This is a genomic window from Bacillus sp. EB106-07-01-XG149, from assembly GCF_058791555.1.
The window spans coordinates 36,759-50,950 of record NZ_JBYTDP010000007.1 but is presented as its reverse complement, the minus strand read 5'-3'; the positions used below and the strand labels follow the sequence as shown (position 1 = coordinate 50,950).

Annotated in this window: 17 protein-coding genes and 1 pseudogene; 2 read left to right on the top strand and 16 right to left on the bottom strand. The window is 32.5% G+C overall.

The genetic code is table 11. From position 1 onward, the window contains the following. Positions 1-347: 347 nt before the first annotated feature. From AC3WTA_RS23230 to AC3WTA_RS23195, 8 genes are all read right to left on the bottom strand, one after another. Complete coding sequence (locus AC3WTA_RS23230; RefSeq protein ID WP_000701572.1) at positions 348-947, bottom strand: DJ-1/PfpI family protein; 600 nt, start codon at positions 945-947, stop codon at positions 348-350. A 55-nt stretch (positions 948-1,002) separates the two neighbouring features. Beyond that, a complete protein-coding gene (locus tag AC3WTA_RS23225) occupies positions 1,003-1,986 on the bottom strand; it encodes a phosphotransferase enzyme family protein (RefSeq protein WP_097860519.1) in 984 nt (327 codons plus the stop codon). Between the two features lie 56 nt (positions 1,987-2,042). Further along, positions 2,043-2,873: a GNAT family N-acetyltransferase gene (locus AC3WTA_RS23220; RefSeq protein ID WP_098653520.1), complete on the bottom strand. Its 831-nt coding sequence runs from the start codon at positions 2,871-2,873 to the stop codon at positions 2,043-2,045. A 144-nt stretch (positions 2,874-3,017) separates the two neighbouring features. Then, positions 3,018-3,422 (bottom strand): arsenate reductase (thioredoxin), encoded by a 405-nt coding sequence (gene arsC, locus AC3WTA_RS23215; RefSeq protein ID WP_000428321.1) that lies wholly within the window; start codon positions 3,420-3,422, stop codon positions 3,018-3,020. A 25-nt stretch (positions 3,423-3,447) separates the two neighbouring features. After that, complete coding sequence (gene arsB, locus AC3WTA_RS23210) at positions 3,448-4,488, bottom strand: ACR3 family arsenite efflux transporter (protein ID WP_000826583.1); 1,041 nt, start codon at positions 4,486-4,488, stop codon at positions 3,448-3,450. An 18-nt stretch (positions 4,489-4,506) separates the two neighbouring features. Then, the gene (locus AC3WTA_RS23205) at positions 4,507-4,944 is read right to left on the bottom strand and encodes an ArsI/CadI family heavy metal resistance metalloenzyme (RefSeq protein ID WP_001270992.1); all 438 of its coding nucleotides are present in this window, start codon (positions 4,942-4,944) and stop codon (positions 4,507-4,509) included. 60 nt (positions 4,945-5,004) lie between these two features. After that, positions 5,005-5,310, bottom strand: coding sequence for an arsenical resistance operon transcriptional regulator ArsR (gene arsR / locus AC3WTA_RS23200; protein ID WP_000046014.1), 306 nt, complete (start codon positions 5,308-5,310; stop codon positions 5,005-5,007). Positions 5,311-5,844: 534 nt separating this feature from the next. Further along, positions 5,845-6,354, bottom strand: a complete 510-nt coding sequence (locus AC3WTA_RS23195) for a DinB family protein (protein WP_001076306.1) — start codon at positions 6,352-6,354, stop codon at positions 5,845-5,847. A 535-nt stretch (positions 6,355-6,889) separates the two neighbouring features. Here AC3WTA_RS23195 and AC3WTA_RS23190 point away from each other — a divergent pair. Both AC3WTA_RS23190 and AC3WTA_RS23185 read left to right on the top strand, forming a co-directional pair. Next, the gene (locus AC3WTA_RS23190) at positions 6,890-7,087 is read left to right on the top strand and encodes a hypothetical protein (RefSeq protein ID WP_002096482.1); all 198 of its coding nucleotides are present in this window, start codon (positions 6,890-6,892) and stop codon (positions 7,085-7,087) included. 155 nt (positions 7,088-7,242) lie between these two features. Beyond that, on the top strand, positions 7,243-7,545 hold the full coding sequence (locus AC3WTA_RS23185) for a hypothetical protein (RefSeq protein WP_000717613.1): 303 nt from the start codon (positions 7,243-7,245) through the stop codon (positions 7,543-7,545). 568 nt (positions 7,546-8,113) lie between these two features. On the opposite strand, the gene AC3WTA_RS23180 is transcribed toward AC3WTA_RS23185, so the two are convergent. From AC3WTA_RS23180 to AC3WTA_RS23145, 8 genes and pseudogenes are all read right to left on the bottom strand, one after another. Beyond that, positions 8,114-9,058, bottom strand: coding sequence for an acetyl-CoA carboxylase carboxyltransferase subunit alpha (locus AC3WTA_RS23180; protein WP_000052085.1), 945 nt, complete (start codon positions 9,056-9,058; stop codon positions 8,114-8,116). Positions 9,059-9,090: 32 nt separating this feature from the next. Next, positions 9,091-9,537: a MarR family winged helix-turn-helix transcriptional regulator gene (locus AC3WTA_RS23175; protein ID WP_000817662.1), complete on the bottom strand. Its 447-nt coding sequence runs from the start codon at positions 9,535-9,537 to the stop codon at positions 9,091-9,093. Positions 9,538-10,134: 597 nt separating this feature from the next. After that, positions 10,135-10,872, bottom strand: coding sequence for an ABC transporter permease (locus AC3WTA_RS23170; protein ID WP_000609080.1), 738 nt, complete (start codon positions 10,870-10,872; stop codon positions 10,135-10,137). A 15-nt stretch (positions 10,873-10,887) separates the two neighbouring features. Then, a complete protein-coding gene (locus AC3WTA_RS23165; protein ID WP_001246721.1) occupies positions 10,888-11,631 on the bottom strand; it encodes an ABC transporter permease in 744 nt (247 codons plus the stop codon). Next, positions 11,628-12,554 carry an ABC transporter ATP-binding protein gene (locus AC3WTA_RS23160; RefSeq protein WP_002160127.1) on the bottom strand — a complete coding sequence of 309 codons (927 nt, stop codon included), beginning with the start codon at positions 12,552-12,554 and terminating at the stop codon, positions 11,628-11,630. Before AC3WTA_RS23160 ends, AC3WTA_RS23165 begins: the two co-directional genes overlap by 4 nt. Positions 12,555-12,591: 37 nt before the next feature. Continuing rightward, positions 12,592-12,717 (bottom strand): annotated as a pseudogene (locus tag AC3WTA_RS23155) (class II lanthipeptide, LchA2/BrtA2 family); the annotation flags it as partial. Between the two features lie 139 nt (positions 12,718-12,856). Further along, complete coding sequence (locus AC3WTA_RS23150; protein WP_000894484.1) at positions 12,857-13,489, bottom strand: hypothetical protein; 633 nt, start codon at positions 13,487-13,489, stop codon at positions 12,857-12,859. 342 nt (positions 13,490-13,831) lie between these two features. Continuing rightward, on the bottom strand, positions 13,832-13,987 hold the full coding sequence (locus AC3WTA_RS23145) for a hypothetical protein (RefSeq protein ID WP_000694268.1): 156 nt from the start codon (positions 13,985-13,987) through the stop codon (positions 13,832-13,834). Between the last annotated feature and the right edge of the window lie 205 nt (positions 13,988-14,192).

Genomic DNA, 14,192 nt, shown 5'->3' with positions numbered 1-14,192 from the left:
TTTTTTTCGTATATATAATTATTTTGCGCGAAGGCAACTTTTAAACAAAAAAATATACAGCGGATGAAAATCCGCACTTAAGTTTCCTAAGGGAAACTTTTTTATATGAGTCAAATTATATAAGCTAGATGCAAATTTGTAAACTAAATTTTACTAATTTATAAATATATAATGAAAATAATTATCAATGTGGAACAAAATATATTATCTATTTTATGATTTTTAAAAAAAGATATTACTGTGAAAAATAAGCAATATAGTATAAAAGAGAAAGAACCTACTCGTATGAGTTAGCTCTTTCTCTTTTATACTATTTAATACGCTCTACAGCAAAAAATATAATTAAATCACTTCCAAATAACACCTCGCCGCTCGTATTCCATTCTATATTCAACTGCAGCTGCAATTTGGGAGCTTGCGAACCTTTCTGTAATCCAAAGTCCTAAATCAATTCCTGAAGTGACTCCTCTTGCAGTGATAATATCGCCTTGATCTACAATTCTATAATGAAGAAGTTCAGCTCCGTATTTACTGACTTCATCTTGTGCCAAATGGTGCATCGTCGCCTTTTTACCATTCAATATACCTGAGGCTGCTAGTAACATACCTCCTGTACAAACTCCCGCAACAATCGTTCCTTCATTATGCATCTCTCTAATCGTTTCTGTCAGTGTTCCAAGCTCTGCTTGCTTTCGTGCCCCATGTTCAGCTTTATGATTCCAGCCACCACCAGGTACAATTAGCAAATCTGGGCGATTATCCATTCGTAAAAAATCATGTAGTTTCACCGTAACTCCAAACGAGGTAGTAACTTTTTGTTTCGTTTCACTTGATACGAGTTCAACTGTAAACGGAGCCCCTTCTTCTATTGCCCTTTTCAGTACTTCAAAAGGTGCAAAGGAGACAAGCTCTCCAAAACCGTCAAACAATACAATTTGTATTTTCATTTTTAGAACACCTCATATGCTTTATTTTTCGTACCCAAAATTAGGAGAATAAATGTTATCTACAAATTAACAATGAAGACAAACTTCCTCCCCTTATCATATAAGCTCTCAAATGTTCTACTAATTCACTCTCGTCATCTACTAGACCTATCGTCTTTTTAACAAAGTTCCAATTTAGACTACCTGATAACCACAGCAACGAAGAAAGTCTTTTATAATCATTTGAAGTTAAAATATTATTAGCCTTATACCCTTCTAAAAACGCTCTAGCAACTTTCGAACATACTTTATGCGATTGTATTCCTTCTGTCCGGGAATACCATTTTATTAAAAAGGCTAATCCTTCAATACGATCAACATATGCAATGGATTCAAAATCTACAATTCCTTTGACAGATTGATTGGAGTTCCATATGACATTTAAAGGATTTAAATCAGTTTGTACTATATACTCTAGATCATTCGTATGTGCGCTTTCTATATGATACTTAGCGAGATCTATATACCCTCTTAATTCCTTACATGTACCACCCTTATTTTCTAATAGTCTTATAAACTCACTATATCCATCTAAATGAGATTTCTTTTGAAAAATCAAGCTTTGAAACGTACTAGAAATATCATGTATCTTTCTTGCTTCCTTTCCAACGACTTCTGCCATAATTTCTGTACAATGTGTAATATGTTCCCCTTCAATCCAAGTAGACAATACAAACCGGTACTGTTCATCATTCCAAGTGACAAATGTAAATGACTCTCCCGCCCTATTCTCCTTAATCTGCATAAATGGTATTCCATGCTGTCGTAAATAATACGTAAACCGCACTTGCTCTTTCAATTGTTCATTTGATAATGTCCCAAAAGCTGGATTAATCTTTCGATCGCTATTTATAAACCGTGCGGAATACCGATCTCCATTTACGATGATTTTATAATGCAAATCTGTATGCCAACTGTCCTTATGTAATTCTTCTTCCACTAGTAGTGAATGAATTTCTTTAAAATAATTTATTAATACGTCTTTTATTATTTGTTTCATCCTATTCTCCTTCCATGTAAAAACCTTTGATGATGGGTTTGTAACATACACTTAATTTACTCAAAAGGAAAATAATATCCTACATAATTAAACACATTTGTAAAACCTACATTTTCTACAACCGCGACAGAAGGCTTGTTCAATTCCATGCAGTCCCAATATGGAATGATATGATTCTCCAAACACTCTCTTACGAAACTATGAGCTATCGTTTGAGCTAAATTTCTCCCTTGGTGACCTTCTATCGTTTCAATATCTATACAGTGTATATTTTCAAAAACGAACCCTGAAAAACAAACACTTACGATCATGTTGTCAAAAACTATACAATAGCCTATTCCCTCGTTAAAAAATTCATCAGCTGAGGACCAAAACTCTAAAATTTTTGATTGTAAAAATTCAATATTCTTAAATACGTTCCCTTGATTTTCATAAAGAGCTTTACTCATTTTTAGCACTGTATACCCTTGTTCAATTTTAGGTTCACGATTACCCTCATAATCCTCTTCCTTTAGCGTATACACTCTTTGATTCCAACTCTTTAATTTACGATGCTGAAATATTCTTTCGATTGTTTTATTCCACTTTGAATGATTACCGATTGCTTCAAAGCAACTTAGTCCTACCTTTCTCGCCTCAGGTCGTATCACATCATCAATAAAACTTTTCATTTCATTATTAAACTTTTCATTTTCTGCACTTCCTATAAAAAAGAAGCCATCGTTATTCCCTAACCAAATAAGTCCTGAATTAGGAGAATAGATGTTATCTACAAATATACGACCAGGATTCAACCCTGCAATTACAGCTTTTATTTCTAATTGACCTTTTTCATTTACTAAACGGTTACATTTATAAAAATCAGTCTTGTTTAATTCAGAAATCATATGTTCCCCCCCCTAAAACTGCTCTATTCTAACTTTACCACCATGACAAAATATTCTCTATTCGTTTTAATAGTTGTTTTAAACTAATGAAATATATAATAAAAAAGAGCCAATCCCTATAAAATAGAAGATTGACTCTTTACTTTACTCCCCTGTTTCAGAAAATCGCTTTATACGTGCTCCAATTTCATCGCGAACACGTTGAAATTCAGACCACTCTTTTCCTGCTGGGTCATCAAATCCCCAGTGGACACGATTTACGTGCGAAGGTGTCGAAGGACAAACAGAATCCGCATGACTACAAAGCGTAACGACTAAATCAGCACTATTTAAAATGTTTGTATCAATTATATCCGATGTTTGATTCGTTATATCAATATTTACTTCTTTCATCGCTTTAATAGCATTTGGATTTACTCCGTGTGCTTCGATTCCTGCAGAATATACATTCCACTTATCTCCTACATATTGTTTGCCCCATGCTTCTGCTATTTGGCTTCGGCATGAATTTCCTGTGCATAAGAAATAAATTGTCTTTTTGTTTTCCATGTTGTTTTCCGCCTTTGTTTTTAAATTATACTGGTTGATCATTAAAATATTTACGCTTAAACCAAAAAGCGACATTTACAAGTGCAATCATGACAGGTACTTCGACTAACGGACCAATAACAGCTGCAAATGCTGCGCCTGAATGAATACCAAACACACCAACTGCTACAGCAATCGCTAACTCAAAGTTATTACTACCTGCTGTAAACGCTAACGTTGTAGTCACCGGATAGTTTGCACCAATTTTTCTTCCCATAAAGAAAGAAACAAAAAACATGACAATAAAATAAATGAGTAATGGAATCGCTATTCTTACTACATCTAGTGGTACACTAACAATCATTTCCCCTTTTAAAGAGAACATAATGATGATTGTAAATAATAATGCAACTAATGTAAGTGGACTAATCTTAGGTATAAACACCTTTTCATACCACTGTCTTCCCTTTAACTTAACGAGTACAAAACGTGTTAACATACCTGCTATAAAAGGAATTCCTAAGTAGATAAATACTGATTTCGCTACTTCTACCATTGTAATATCGACAATAGCCCCTTCAATTCCTAACCATTCTGGAATGACTGTTACAAACACGTATGCATAAACGGAGAAGAATAGCATTTGGAATACTGAGTTAAAAGCAACTAAACCTGCTGCATACTCTTTATCCCCATCTGCAAGATCGTTCCAAACAATTACCATTGCAATACAACGTGCTAAGCCGATCATAATGAGCCCGACCATGTATTCTGGCTTATCAGGAAGAAAAATAATTGCTAAAACAAACATAAGTACAGGTCCAATAACCCAGTTTTGTACTAAAGATAAAACCAATACTTTTACATCTTTAAATACTCGGCCCATTTCCTCGTAACGAACCTTTGCTAATGGTGGATACATCATGACAATTAAACCAACAGCAAGCGGGATAGACGTTGTTCCAACTTGTAATGTATTCAATCCGTCTACTACACTTGGAAACACAAACCCTAAACCAATCCCAACAGCCATCGCTAGAAAAATCCATAGTGTTAAATATCGATCTAGAAAAGATAAACGTTTCATTTTATTTTCCATCTCCTATTAACAACAAGAATTTTTTTCTACTACGTTAGAAGTCGTGCAACACGATGCCTCTTCTATTTTATGAACATCACTATGTGCTTTTGTATAAAAGAATTCCCACTCGTTCCCATCCGGATCTGTTACCCAAAACTTATCTTGAACCGCATAGCAACAAGTTGTATCCATTTCATCACGTGCAAAGAAACCTTCTTTTTCTAACCTTTCTTTATGTAACATAATTTCTTCAGCTGTATCCACTTGGAAACCGAAATGATTTACTTGATTTCCCTTCACTTCATCTCTTACGTTCAGTGTAAAATTAAGTCCTGGCGTCTCTAATAAAAATTTTGCATAATCCACTTTCACCTTAACTGGTGACACACCAAATACTTTTTCGTAGAATTCGATAGACTTCTCTAAATCCGTAACATTTATACCAACATGAACATATCTCATAGCTTATTCCTCCTCTTTATATGTTATTAATCAATTTTTTTTGATTAATATTACAAAATTTTAACAGCAACTACCTTTGCCTGTTTTTCTAAAAATGCAGCACAATTCTTCTGATAATAAATTATTTACTTCCGCATCATTTAAATCATAATAACTCCACGTACCTTTTGTTTCTTTTACAATTAAACCTGCATCTAATAAAATCTTTAAATGATAGGACAACTTAGATTGCGTCATTTCAAAAATCTCTGTTAAATCACATACACAAGTCTGGCCTCGCTGGCAAAGTTCATACATAATCTCTAAACGCTTTTGATCCGCTAATGCTTTGAATTTTTTCTCATAGAGCTGAAAATCTTGTGCCATTTTAGTTCCCTCTCCCTTCATCAACTTTTTTTGATATTTATAGTATATACGCTGATTAATTTATTATGCAACTAATTAATCAATTTTTTTTGATTTATAAAAACTCCCTCACATCATATCTTTGCTACAACTAAAAAGGGCCATAGCCTTTTCAAAAATAAAAAAACTATGGTTCTTTTTACAACTTAATAGTTACAATATTTCCGAGGAATGGAGTCTCTATAACTGTTTTAAATTTTAAGTTGACCATTATAGAGTAGTGCCCCATCACCATCAAGCTAAGAAAAACAAATACCCCCAAATGAAAAAAATTGATATAACTCTTCGGCAAATAAAGATAACTCTTGTTTTTGGTGCATATTCATAAAAAGCACGTCACCCTTTCTCATTAACATAAGAGAATAGTAATGTGCTTTTAATTTCAAAAATAGTCTAAATCCTTAAGTTGATGGTTGTGGGGCGGGACCCCAATAAGAACGGTATCTAAGGCTGTATGAGAGGTGTTAGTTCCATTCCAAAGGCCTCAGCCAACGATTAACTCAAGTACCGATTTCGGATGACCCCCATGTGATGAAGTTCGTGTCCTGCGATGCCGTACGCGAGGGCGCGCGCCGTAATGCTTAGGTTGTTGGCTGTGCCCTTGCGGGTCCACGCCTCCGCCGGTAGCCCGCGCAGCAATGTGATCGTTGATTGCCGTACGGCCCGGTAGTCTTCGGCCAATTGCGCGGTTGTCCAGCTTCCGAAAGGAGGTATGAACAATTCCTGATCGAAACCAGTCAGAGGCGTCTGATCCCCTCTTGCGAACCGGAGCAGGCGGTAGGTCATGACGCGTTCCGCGTCTGCAATGTGGCCCACGACTTCTTTCAGCGTCCATTTTCCTTCCGCATACCGATATGCGGCCTGGCTTTCGGTCAACGATGCCAGTAGCTCGATCATTTGCTTTTCCTGGGCGAACAGAATATCGATGATATTACCGTCCGGCACCAAACGGATATATTCACCGGAGCTCCCGGCGTATTCTTCTTCTGATGGTCTTTGATTCATGCGTAGTCACCTCTTTATGTACATATAGAAAATTATAGCACTCGTCTATGTCTAATAAATTCGCGAAATGATAGAACTTCCCTTCTAATAATTGAGGATAAGCAACTATTTAGTCGGTCGCCATACTATCCTGATTCGTTAGCACAATAAAAATTATCTGTTATACGATATTTCGAAGTTATTAATATATATAGATAACACTTTCTTTTTTAATTTAAAGATGAATTTTCAATTATATTTTGAAATGAACCGGAGTAAAACACACTAGTCTAACTACTTTTTCATACAAGATTTTATGCAAAAAAGAATAGCAAAGATCCCTAGAATCCCCGCTATATCAATGATGTATAAAATCTTGTATAAGAGATAGATAGACATAGAGACAAAAAATTTAGTAAAAACAAGGATTCTATGAAAAACTTGCTACCGATAATAGGAAGTTATGTTAACCTCACATGTATAGAATATACAAGAAAAACACGATACATCACTTTTTATAAATGGTATAATAAGGAAAAAGAGAGGTAAAAAACTAATGGACGACTCTATGTTTGCGTTTCGAGTTGTTTTCAATGCACTAACATCATTCTTTTCCAACGGGGTCTGGGTCGTTTTGTTCTTCTTCTTGTTAAATAAAACGTATGAAAACAAAACTTTCAAAACAGCATCGAGTATTATTACTGTTGTTGTCTTAGTATTTTATTTGTTTTATTGCATTCGGAATAGCATGTAATGCCTTTCTTTGAATAAGGTAGGGAAATCCCCCAGTATCCAAGACTAAATTTTACCCATACATCATTTTTTGGATCTAGCTCTTGAAGATAAAAACTATTTAATTTTCAAGGAACAGTTATTAACTTAAAACTTATTATACGAGGAGAGTGTATCATGAAAAAAATATGCTTTGTATTAATTGTCGACGCTGGTATAAATTATGGTTCAATATTTTCTCTACCATTTTTAAGGAATCAGGATGATTTGAAGGAATATTTTTCTAAGTATTATGATGTTTCAATTAATTATATTAGGGATAAAAACTCAGTTGACTATTTGGTAGTTCCCAAACCGTGTCCACCTTTTGATAATGAAAATAATCTTCCAATAATTGAAGTACCAGCAATCTTATTTATGGAAAAGGATTTTGAAAAAATAAAGACTTATATAGACAATTATTTTTCTAATAACCCATAAAGAAAATAAAAGTACAGTAAAAAGAAGTCCAATAAAAAACGAGTGGCGTAGAATATTTCTATTAATCATTCGTTTTTTATTATATTTACATATATTTTTTAAAAGAGGATTATAGACGTTCTGAAAAAAATTAATTATAACAAGAACAGTGTTCGTACCCCAATAAGAGGGGTTTACTTTACTTCCAATAACGAGAATTATGTAAATAAGCTGTCCATGTGGACAGCTTATTGTTTTTTTGCTTAGCGTGCAAAATTCGCGTCTTGTTGGCGGTACCCCATTGCCATCAACCTAAGCTTTTGAGATACTCCCCATAACAAAATTCCCGCATCTTTACAGTTATTTATGAGAATTCAGCTCATTTTTTCGTTTTGGGGAACAATCAATTTCTTAAGTTGATGGGTATGTGATAATGCTTCCATTTGAACAAATTTTCCTTTTCCATACCGATCACACATCTTTTGTAGAGTAATAGTATCAGCATATCCCAGTTTAAGAGGTTACTTACAAAATATTTAAATTTTTTTTGCGAGAATCCTCCGAAATGTAATACGGACTTTAAATATTTTCATTTATAATTCTCTATTTGTCTATACTTTTCATACCGCTGTTGTATAAGCTCTTCCGAGGATAATAGTATCAATTTTTTTAGAGATGATTCGATTACAGATTCAATCATTTTTGCCTGTGATTTTATATCATTTTGTGCTCCACCTTTAATTTCAGGAATGATTTCATCAATAATTCCTAAATGTTTTAAATCTTTTGCTGAAATTTTCATATGTTCAGCAGCTTCTGGAGCATACTTAGCGTCCTTCCATAGGATAGATGCTGCTCCTTCTGGCGAAATTACCGAGTACCATGAATACTCTAACATATGGATATGGTTACCGACACTAATGCCAAGAGCTCCACCACTTGATGCCTCTCCAATTACAATACAAACAATTGGCACTTTAAGTGTAGTCATTTCAAATAGATTTCGAGCTATCGCTTCAGAAATTCCACGTTCTTCAGACCCTATCCCTGGATAGGCGCCTATTGTATCAATAAATGTAATAATAGGGCGATTAAATTTATCAGCTTGTTTCATAAGTCTTAGCGCTTTTCTATAACCTTCTGGATGTGCCATTCCAAAATTTCTTTCTATACTTTCCTTTGTATTTCTACCTCTTTGATGACCAATAACCGTAACGGGCATTCCTTTAAATTTTGCAATACCACCTATCATTGCTTTATCATCACCATATAATCGATCACCATGGAGTTCGAGAAAGTTTGTAAACAATAAAGGTATATAGTCCAATGTCGTGGGTCGGTTACGTAGCCTTGCAATTTGAACTCGTTGAAAAGGTGTAATATTAGAATAAATTTTATCTTGCATTTTATTTAAACGTTTTTCTAATTCATGAATTTCTGACGATAAATCTACATTATTTTCTTTCATAATTTTCTTTAATTCATCAAATTTCTCTTTTAATTCAATAATAGGACGTTCAAAATGCAAACTCATTTTATCCTCCAAATGTTATGACTTACCTCACTCTAATCAAAAGGCTTAGAAATAGAATCAATAAATAATTCAAAACCATCCACAACTATTTTTTGTTCTGATTCTGATAAATTATTGAGAATACTTTGATAAAATGTAATGGATTGCTCTCTTAAGCAATTAACAGTTATGTGACCTTTTTCTGTGAGGTGCAGAAAAAGTTCTCTTCTATTTTTTTCATTTACTTCACGATAAATAAGCCCCTTTTTTACTAACTTATCTACCAATCTACTTACAGTTGAAGTCTCTAATCTAAGTTTATTGGATAGTTGCCAAACAGTTAATTTTTCCACCTCTAGTTCCTCTAACGCCATCATTTGAGAAGTTGGTAAAGGTTTTTCAAATGGTCCATTGGGCAAATTTTGAGATTCAAAAACCCCAGTTATTATAATCATTTTCTTAATATCTGTTCTTAGTTTTAAGGCATCTTCTCTTTTCAAAAAGGCCACCCTCCTACAACTAATGTATCATACATCAATTGCATTATACATGAATATGTTTTTTTCACAAGCTTAACGTAAGCCAATATTACAACATGGACGAGATATTTCTTCTTGTTAAAATGGTATAAGTGGATTGTTTTCTACAAATGGCAGAACATCAATTATGTATCAGGGGCCTTTATGAGGTACCGCTCATCGCAATCAAGCTAAGAAAATAAAACTACCCAAAAAGAGAAAAATAAGCTTCGATGCTATAAAAATACAAAATTTCCATTTAGGGGGTACTTTAAAATCTTAGCTTGATGGGTATGTGACTCTACCCCTATATGGTCTTTTGTGAGAGTGATGGCAATCTTACATGTCAGCACGAGCGTCGCCTTTGGTAGCAAGAAGTCCACTGGCGTTAGCCAGCTTGCCCCTTTAGAGGTAGGAGTGTCAATTCTTCTGTATATATTTGAAAAGATTGGCCTTTTTTCGCCATAAAAAATCTCCAGGTAAACAACAAAAAAAGAGTCCATCATACCAGATGGACTCTTTTTTTGTTGTTTACCTAACTGTGATACTATCAGGTCCCTCTAAGGGCGATTTCTCTTTCTATACTGTCTTTCTCAATAATTTTACATAACGTACTGTAATTAAAATCATACCTATGGTAAATGCAACTATTGATACCAATAATATAGTAATAGATAATATATCTTGATCAACTAATTCTGTAGACTTGAATGGTAAAGACCATAAATATCCAAATCCCCACTTTGCTTCTGAAAAAAGAAATAAACCGATTAAAGATAGGATTATATTAACAAATGTAAAAGTGATAGATGTTTTTATAAATAAGAATAATAGGAGTTGCACTATTATAAGAGGAAATGTCGCAACAACAGAAATTAAAAATACTTTAATCATAAATTCTAAAGGAAATGGATCTGTAAAATCAAAATACATTCCTGATACATACAAGCTCATTAAAACTATTAAGTGTATTGCAGAAAATAATAACACACTAGATACAAATTTAGATAAAACAATTTTAAAATTAGTATTTGGAGATAGATGCATTATTTTCCAATTAGTTTTGTTTTCAAACTGACACAAGAAGGCTGTTACCATCCCTGAAATGACAGGGAGAAAAAAACCAACATAGAAAAAAGATATAAACATCCATACGCCCATCCATGAATTATCCAAACCGTGATTATACTCTCCTACCACGAATTTAGTATACATAATCATTGAATATATAATCGGACAAAGTGCTAAGATGAAAAATGTAATTTGTTGTGGGTGTTTTCTTATTTTTATCCAATCAGAATAAATTAAATTTATCATTTGAGATCTCCTTTGTTAGTTTTTATTATCCATTTTAATAAATAAGATGTATCCAATTCCTAAAATAAGAATAGTAATAGGAATTCCTGCTAGCATGTACCATTTATCGTATGACCATAACGTATTAAAAACATCTAGATTATTCACATAATTGATTGGGAAATATAAGATTTGATATGAAATAGGAAACCACCAAAGCTTAGTTGAGCTTAATATATCGCCGAAAAGATACGAAGCTAGAGCTAGTGCAACGATCACTGATTGATTCGATACATTGATGGATATAATGAACGCCAAAGCGCAAAATGGGATGCTAATAAGAAATGGATATAACGTAAAAACAAACACATGCTGCATGGAAACCGCATCTAAAGAAACACCTAAACCTGGAAGTAATAACACTGTACAAATCATATGTATTACGGTTGTAATAATAAGAGCAACCATAACAACAAGGAACTTATTTATATACACACTAAATTTCTGTACTGGATACGTAAATGTTCTTTTCCACGTAGAATTTTTATATTCAACATTGTTTACACTAGCTATAATAAACACCATAAAAAAGTTTAATATGTATTTTAAAATTTGCAAGTTTATACCGAATATAGTTTCTAATTTAATAGTATGAGAATTACTATAGTAATTTAGTCCAGCAAATTCACCTAATGCAAGTATAATAGGTCCTAAGATAACCAAAAACCAAAAATGACTTTTTCTATATTTTATATACTCAGTGGCTAATACATTTCTCATACACTTACAGCACCTTGTTCAACAATATCTAAATATGCTTCCTCTAAATTTTGCTTTTTGGTTTGGAAAGATTGAATAAAAATCTGATTCGTTACTAATAGTTGTTGAATATCATTCAGTGATTTTTCATCGTTATATTCAATACTAAAGATGTTATTATTTACATTGAATGTATAATTGGATTGTTCAAGTAATTTATCAGTAAGAGTCATATTATTAACACTAATTTCAACAATATTTAATGATTGTTTATTTTGTAAAGAAGATAATAAACCTTGGTACTTTATTTCTCCATGATGAATAATCCCGATATGATCAGCCATTTGTTCCACTTCACTTAAAATATGACTTGAAAGGATTATGGTAGAATTAAACATTTTTGGAGCTTTTTTTATTAATTCTTTCACTTCATAAACTCCCTGTGGATCTAAGCCATTAGTAGGTTCATCTAATATTAATAATTCAGGGTTATTTATGAAAGCAGCAGCTAATCCTAAACGTTGTTTCATACCAAGAGAATATTTTTTAAAAGCACGATTTCGATCCTCATATAGTTTAAATAAATTCAAAAGTTCTTTTATATGTTCTTTATCATGAACATTTTTCATTTTAGAAGCAATTAACAAGTTTTCGTATCCGGATAAATGCTCGTAAAAGGTTGGAGCTTCAATTAATGAACCTGTTTTAGATAAGATTTCTATTCTATTCTTTTGTATATCCATTCCCAATACTTCTACAGTTCCCTCATCAGCCTCTATCAATCCTAAAATGATTTTAAAAAATGTAGATTTACCAGCGCCATTCGGGCCTAATAATCCAAATATTTCACCCTTTTTTATAGTTAAATCAATCCCTTTTAAAACATGTTTGTCTTTATATTTTTTATGCAAACCTTTAATGTTTAAAACTTGATTATTCATCATATCAACCACCTGACGTTAGAATTTTAAATCAATTACACGACTCTGGAGACACATCTCCGGCACCCGCTATTTTTTTCAATTCATCTTCATCGATTGCACCAATTAATTTTTTTGTATCAAATTCTTGATTACGTAATTTAGCTAATTTTTCATTTTTAGACATAGTAACCATCTTTTTAGAATGTTCAGGAAACAAATATTAGAGTACTTCAAATTTCATTAACAAAGATTGGTGACAGGTTTAGATGTTATAGAAGGTAATTTATGTTGCCTTCTATAACATCTAAACCTTTTTTATTCCTTTAATATAAAGCTGTCTGTTTAATCCATTGTAAGACGATTAAAGGCATCATTATTTTCTTGAAATCAAATGATAGCTGAATTTGCTCTTCTAACTCTCCATGTATGTGCAATTGCTTTTGTAAGGCTAACATACACTCTGTAGTTTGGTCCTGTAACTTTGGATACATAAATTCTTTTGAATGCTGAATGCTTTCGCTTTGGTTTATTATATATCCAATAGCTATAGGTCCTTTTTCTTCACCTATTCCAGCCTTAAATTCTTGAACATTGATGCCTTTTAAATGAATAAAATAATCATTATAAAAATCTATTGCATAAGCACCTGGGGTAGATATACCAGTTACAATATTCGGTTGAAAAACAAATAGAATAGGTGCCAAAGCTGTAAATATTTGATTGTGAAATGCTTCATATAGAATTTGTGCTAAAGTATTAATATGAATAAACGGTTGAGCTAGACTAATCGATTCTTTTTGGGATGCTTGTTTATTCAATTGCTGTTTGTAAACATGATATGGCAATACGTCTTGTTCATTTGAAAAGTTTTTTAAACGTTGATTATTTTTCCCACCAAGATCCAAATGATAATTTATATTGTTTATCATATCTATAGAACTTTTTGTCTCTAGCATCAGATTAACCACCTCCTTGCTGTTTGACTTTCTGTATCTAAAATATACGTGTTAATTTATGTTAATAACAATAAGTAAAATTCATTTAAAAATATTTAAAATTATTGTTGTTTTTTTCTATATTATTTTACATGTTTTGTAATTCAGGAAAGTTTCTATAGGATTTAACCTTGTACAAATAAAAATATTGCTATTGTTGAAAATAAAATTAACTACTTAGTTTCGTTTAAAGCAAAGTTAATATAATAAAAAAAACAGGTGGAACTTACTTTCCGCCTGTTTTTTATCTATGGATTATTTAATAAGGGTATGTATTTGAAGGAAATCTTGAATATGGGGGGATTAATTAATCAGCACCTGGTTGATTGAGATGTCTTCTATACTAGTTTGTGCAGCTACATTTTGTGTAGTATCTGTACTAGTTATATTTTCAAATAAAGAAATACCGGATAACATAATAGCTGTAGTAAGAATGACATAAATTTTTTTGATTTTCATAATTCCAACCTCCAGTAGTAGTTGCTTTGTTAATTTAAATACTAATGGATGTCCTTTGTTACACGGAATTAGTAAAAAATTTTGATTTATAATTCCTTTTTTTATAAAAACAAGTTACCTATTTAACCAATTTTATTTGTGATTTATCTTATGTTAAATTATATTAATCCAATACCTACTATTACTGCAGAATCACATAGAGGGG

Excerpts from the sequence above, each read along its gene's own strand:
- AC3WTA_RS23230 (WP_000701572.1), bottom strand. The coding sequence starts at position 947 with ATGAAAATACAAATTGTATTGTTTGACGGTTTTGGAGAGCTTGTCTCC.
- AC3WTA_RS23225 (WP_097860519.1), bottom strand. The coding sequence starts at position 1,986 with ATGAAACAAATAATAAAAGACGTATTAATAAATTATTTTAAAGAAATT.
- AC3WTA_RS23220 (WP_098653520.1), bottom strand. The coding sequence starts at position 2,873 with ATGATTTCTGAATTAAACAAGACTGATTTTTATAAATGTAACCGTTTA.
- arsC (WP_000428321.1), bottom strand. The coding sequence starts at position 3,422 with ATGGAAAACAAAAAGACAATTTATTTCTTATGCACAGGAAATTCATGC.
- arsB (WP_000826583.1), bottom strand. The coding sequence starts at position 4,488 with ATGAAACGTTTATCTTTTCTAGATCGATATTTAACACTATGGATTTTT.
- AC3WTA_RS23205 (WP_001270992.1), bottom strand. The coding sequence starts at position 4,944 with ATGAGATATGTTCATGTTGGTATAAATGTTACGGATTTAGAGAAGTCT.
- arsR (WP_000046014.1), bottom strand. The coding sequence starts at position 5,310 with ATGGCACAAGATTTTCAGCTCTATGAGAAAAAATTCAAAGCATTAGCG.
- AC3WTA_RS23195 (WP_001076306.1), bottom strand. The coding sequence starts at position 6,354 with ATGAATCAAAGACCATCAGAAGAAGAATACGCCGGGAGCTCCGGTGAA.
- AC3WTA_RS23190 (WP_002096482.1), top strand. The coding sequence starts at position 6,890 with ATGGACGACTCTATGTTTGCGTTTCGAGTTGTTTTCAATGCACTAACA.
- AC3WTA_RS23185 (WP_000717613.1), top strand. The coding sequence starts at position 7,243 with ATGAAAAAAATATGCTTTGTATTAATTGTCGACGCTGGTATAAATTAT.
- AC3WTA_RS23180 (WP_000052085.1), bottom strand. The coding sequence starts at position 9,058 with ATGAGTTTGCATTTTGAACGTCCTATTATTGAATTAAAAGAGAAATTT.
- AC3WTA_RS23170 (WP_000609080.1), bottom strand. The coding sequence starts at position 10,872 with ATGATAAATTTAATTTATTCTGATTGGATAAAAATAAGAAAACACCCA.
- AC3WTA_RS23165 (WP_001246721.1), bottom strand. The coding sequence starts at position 11,631 with ATGAGAAATGTATTAGCCACTGAGTATATAAAATATAGAAAAAGTCAT.
- AC3WTA_RS23160 (WP_002160127.1), bottom strand. The coding sequence starts at position 12,554 with ATGATGAATAATCAAGTTTTAAACATTAAAGGTTTGCATAAAAAATAT.
- AC3WTA_RS23150 (WP_000894484.1), bottom strand. The coding sequence starts at position 13,489 with ATGCTAGAGACAAAAAGTTCTATAGATATGATAAACAATATAAATTAT.
- AC3WTA_RS23145 (WP_000694268.1), bottom strand. The coding sequence starts at position 13,987 with ATGAAAATCAAAAAAATTTATGTCATTCTTACTACAGCTATTATGTTA.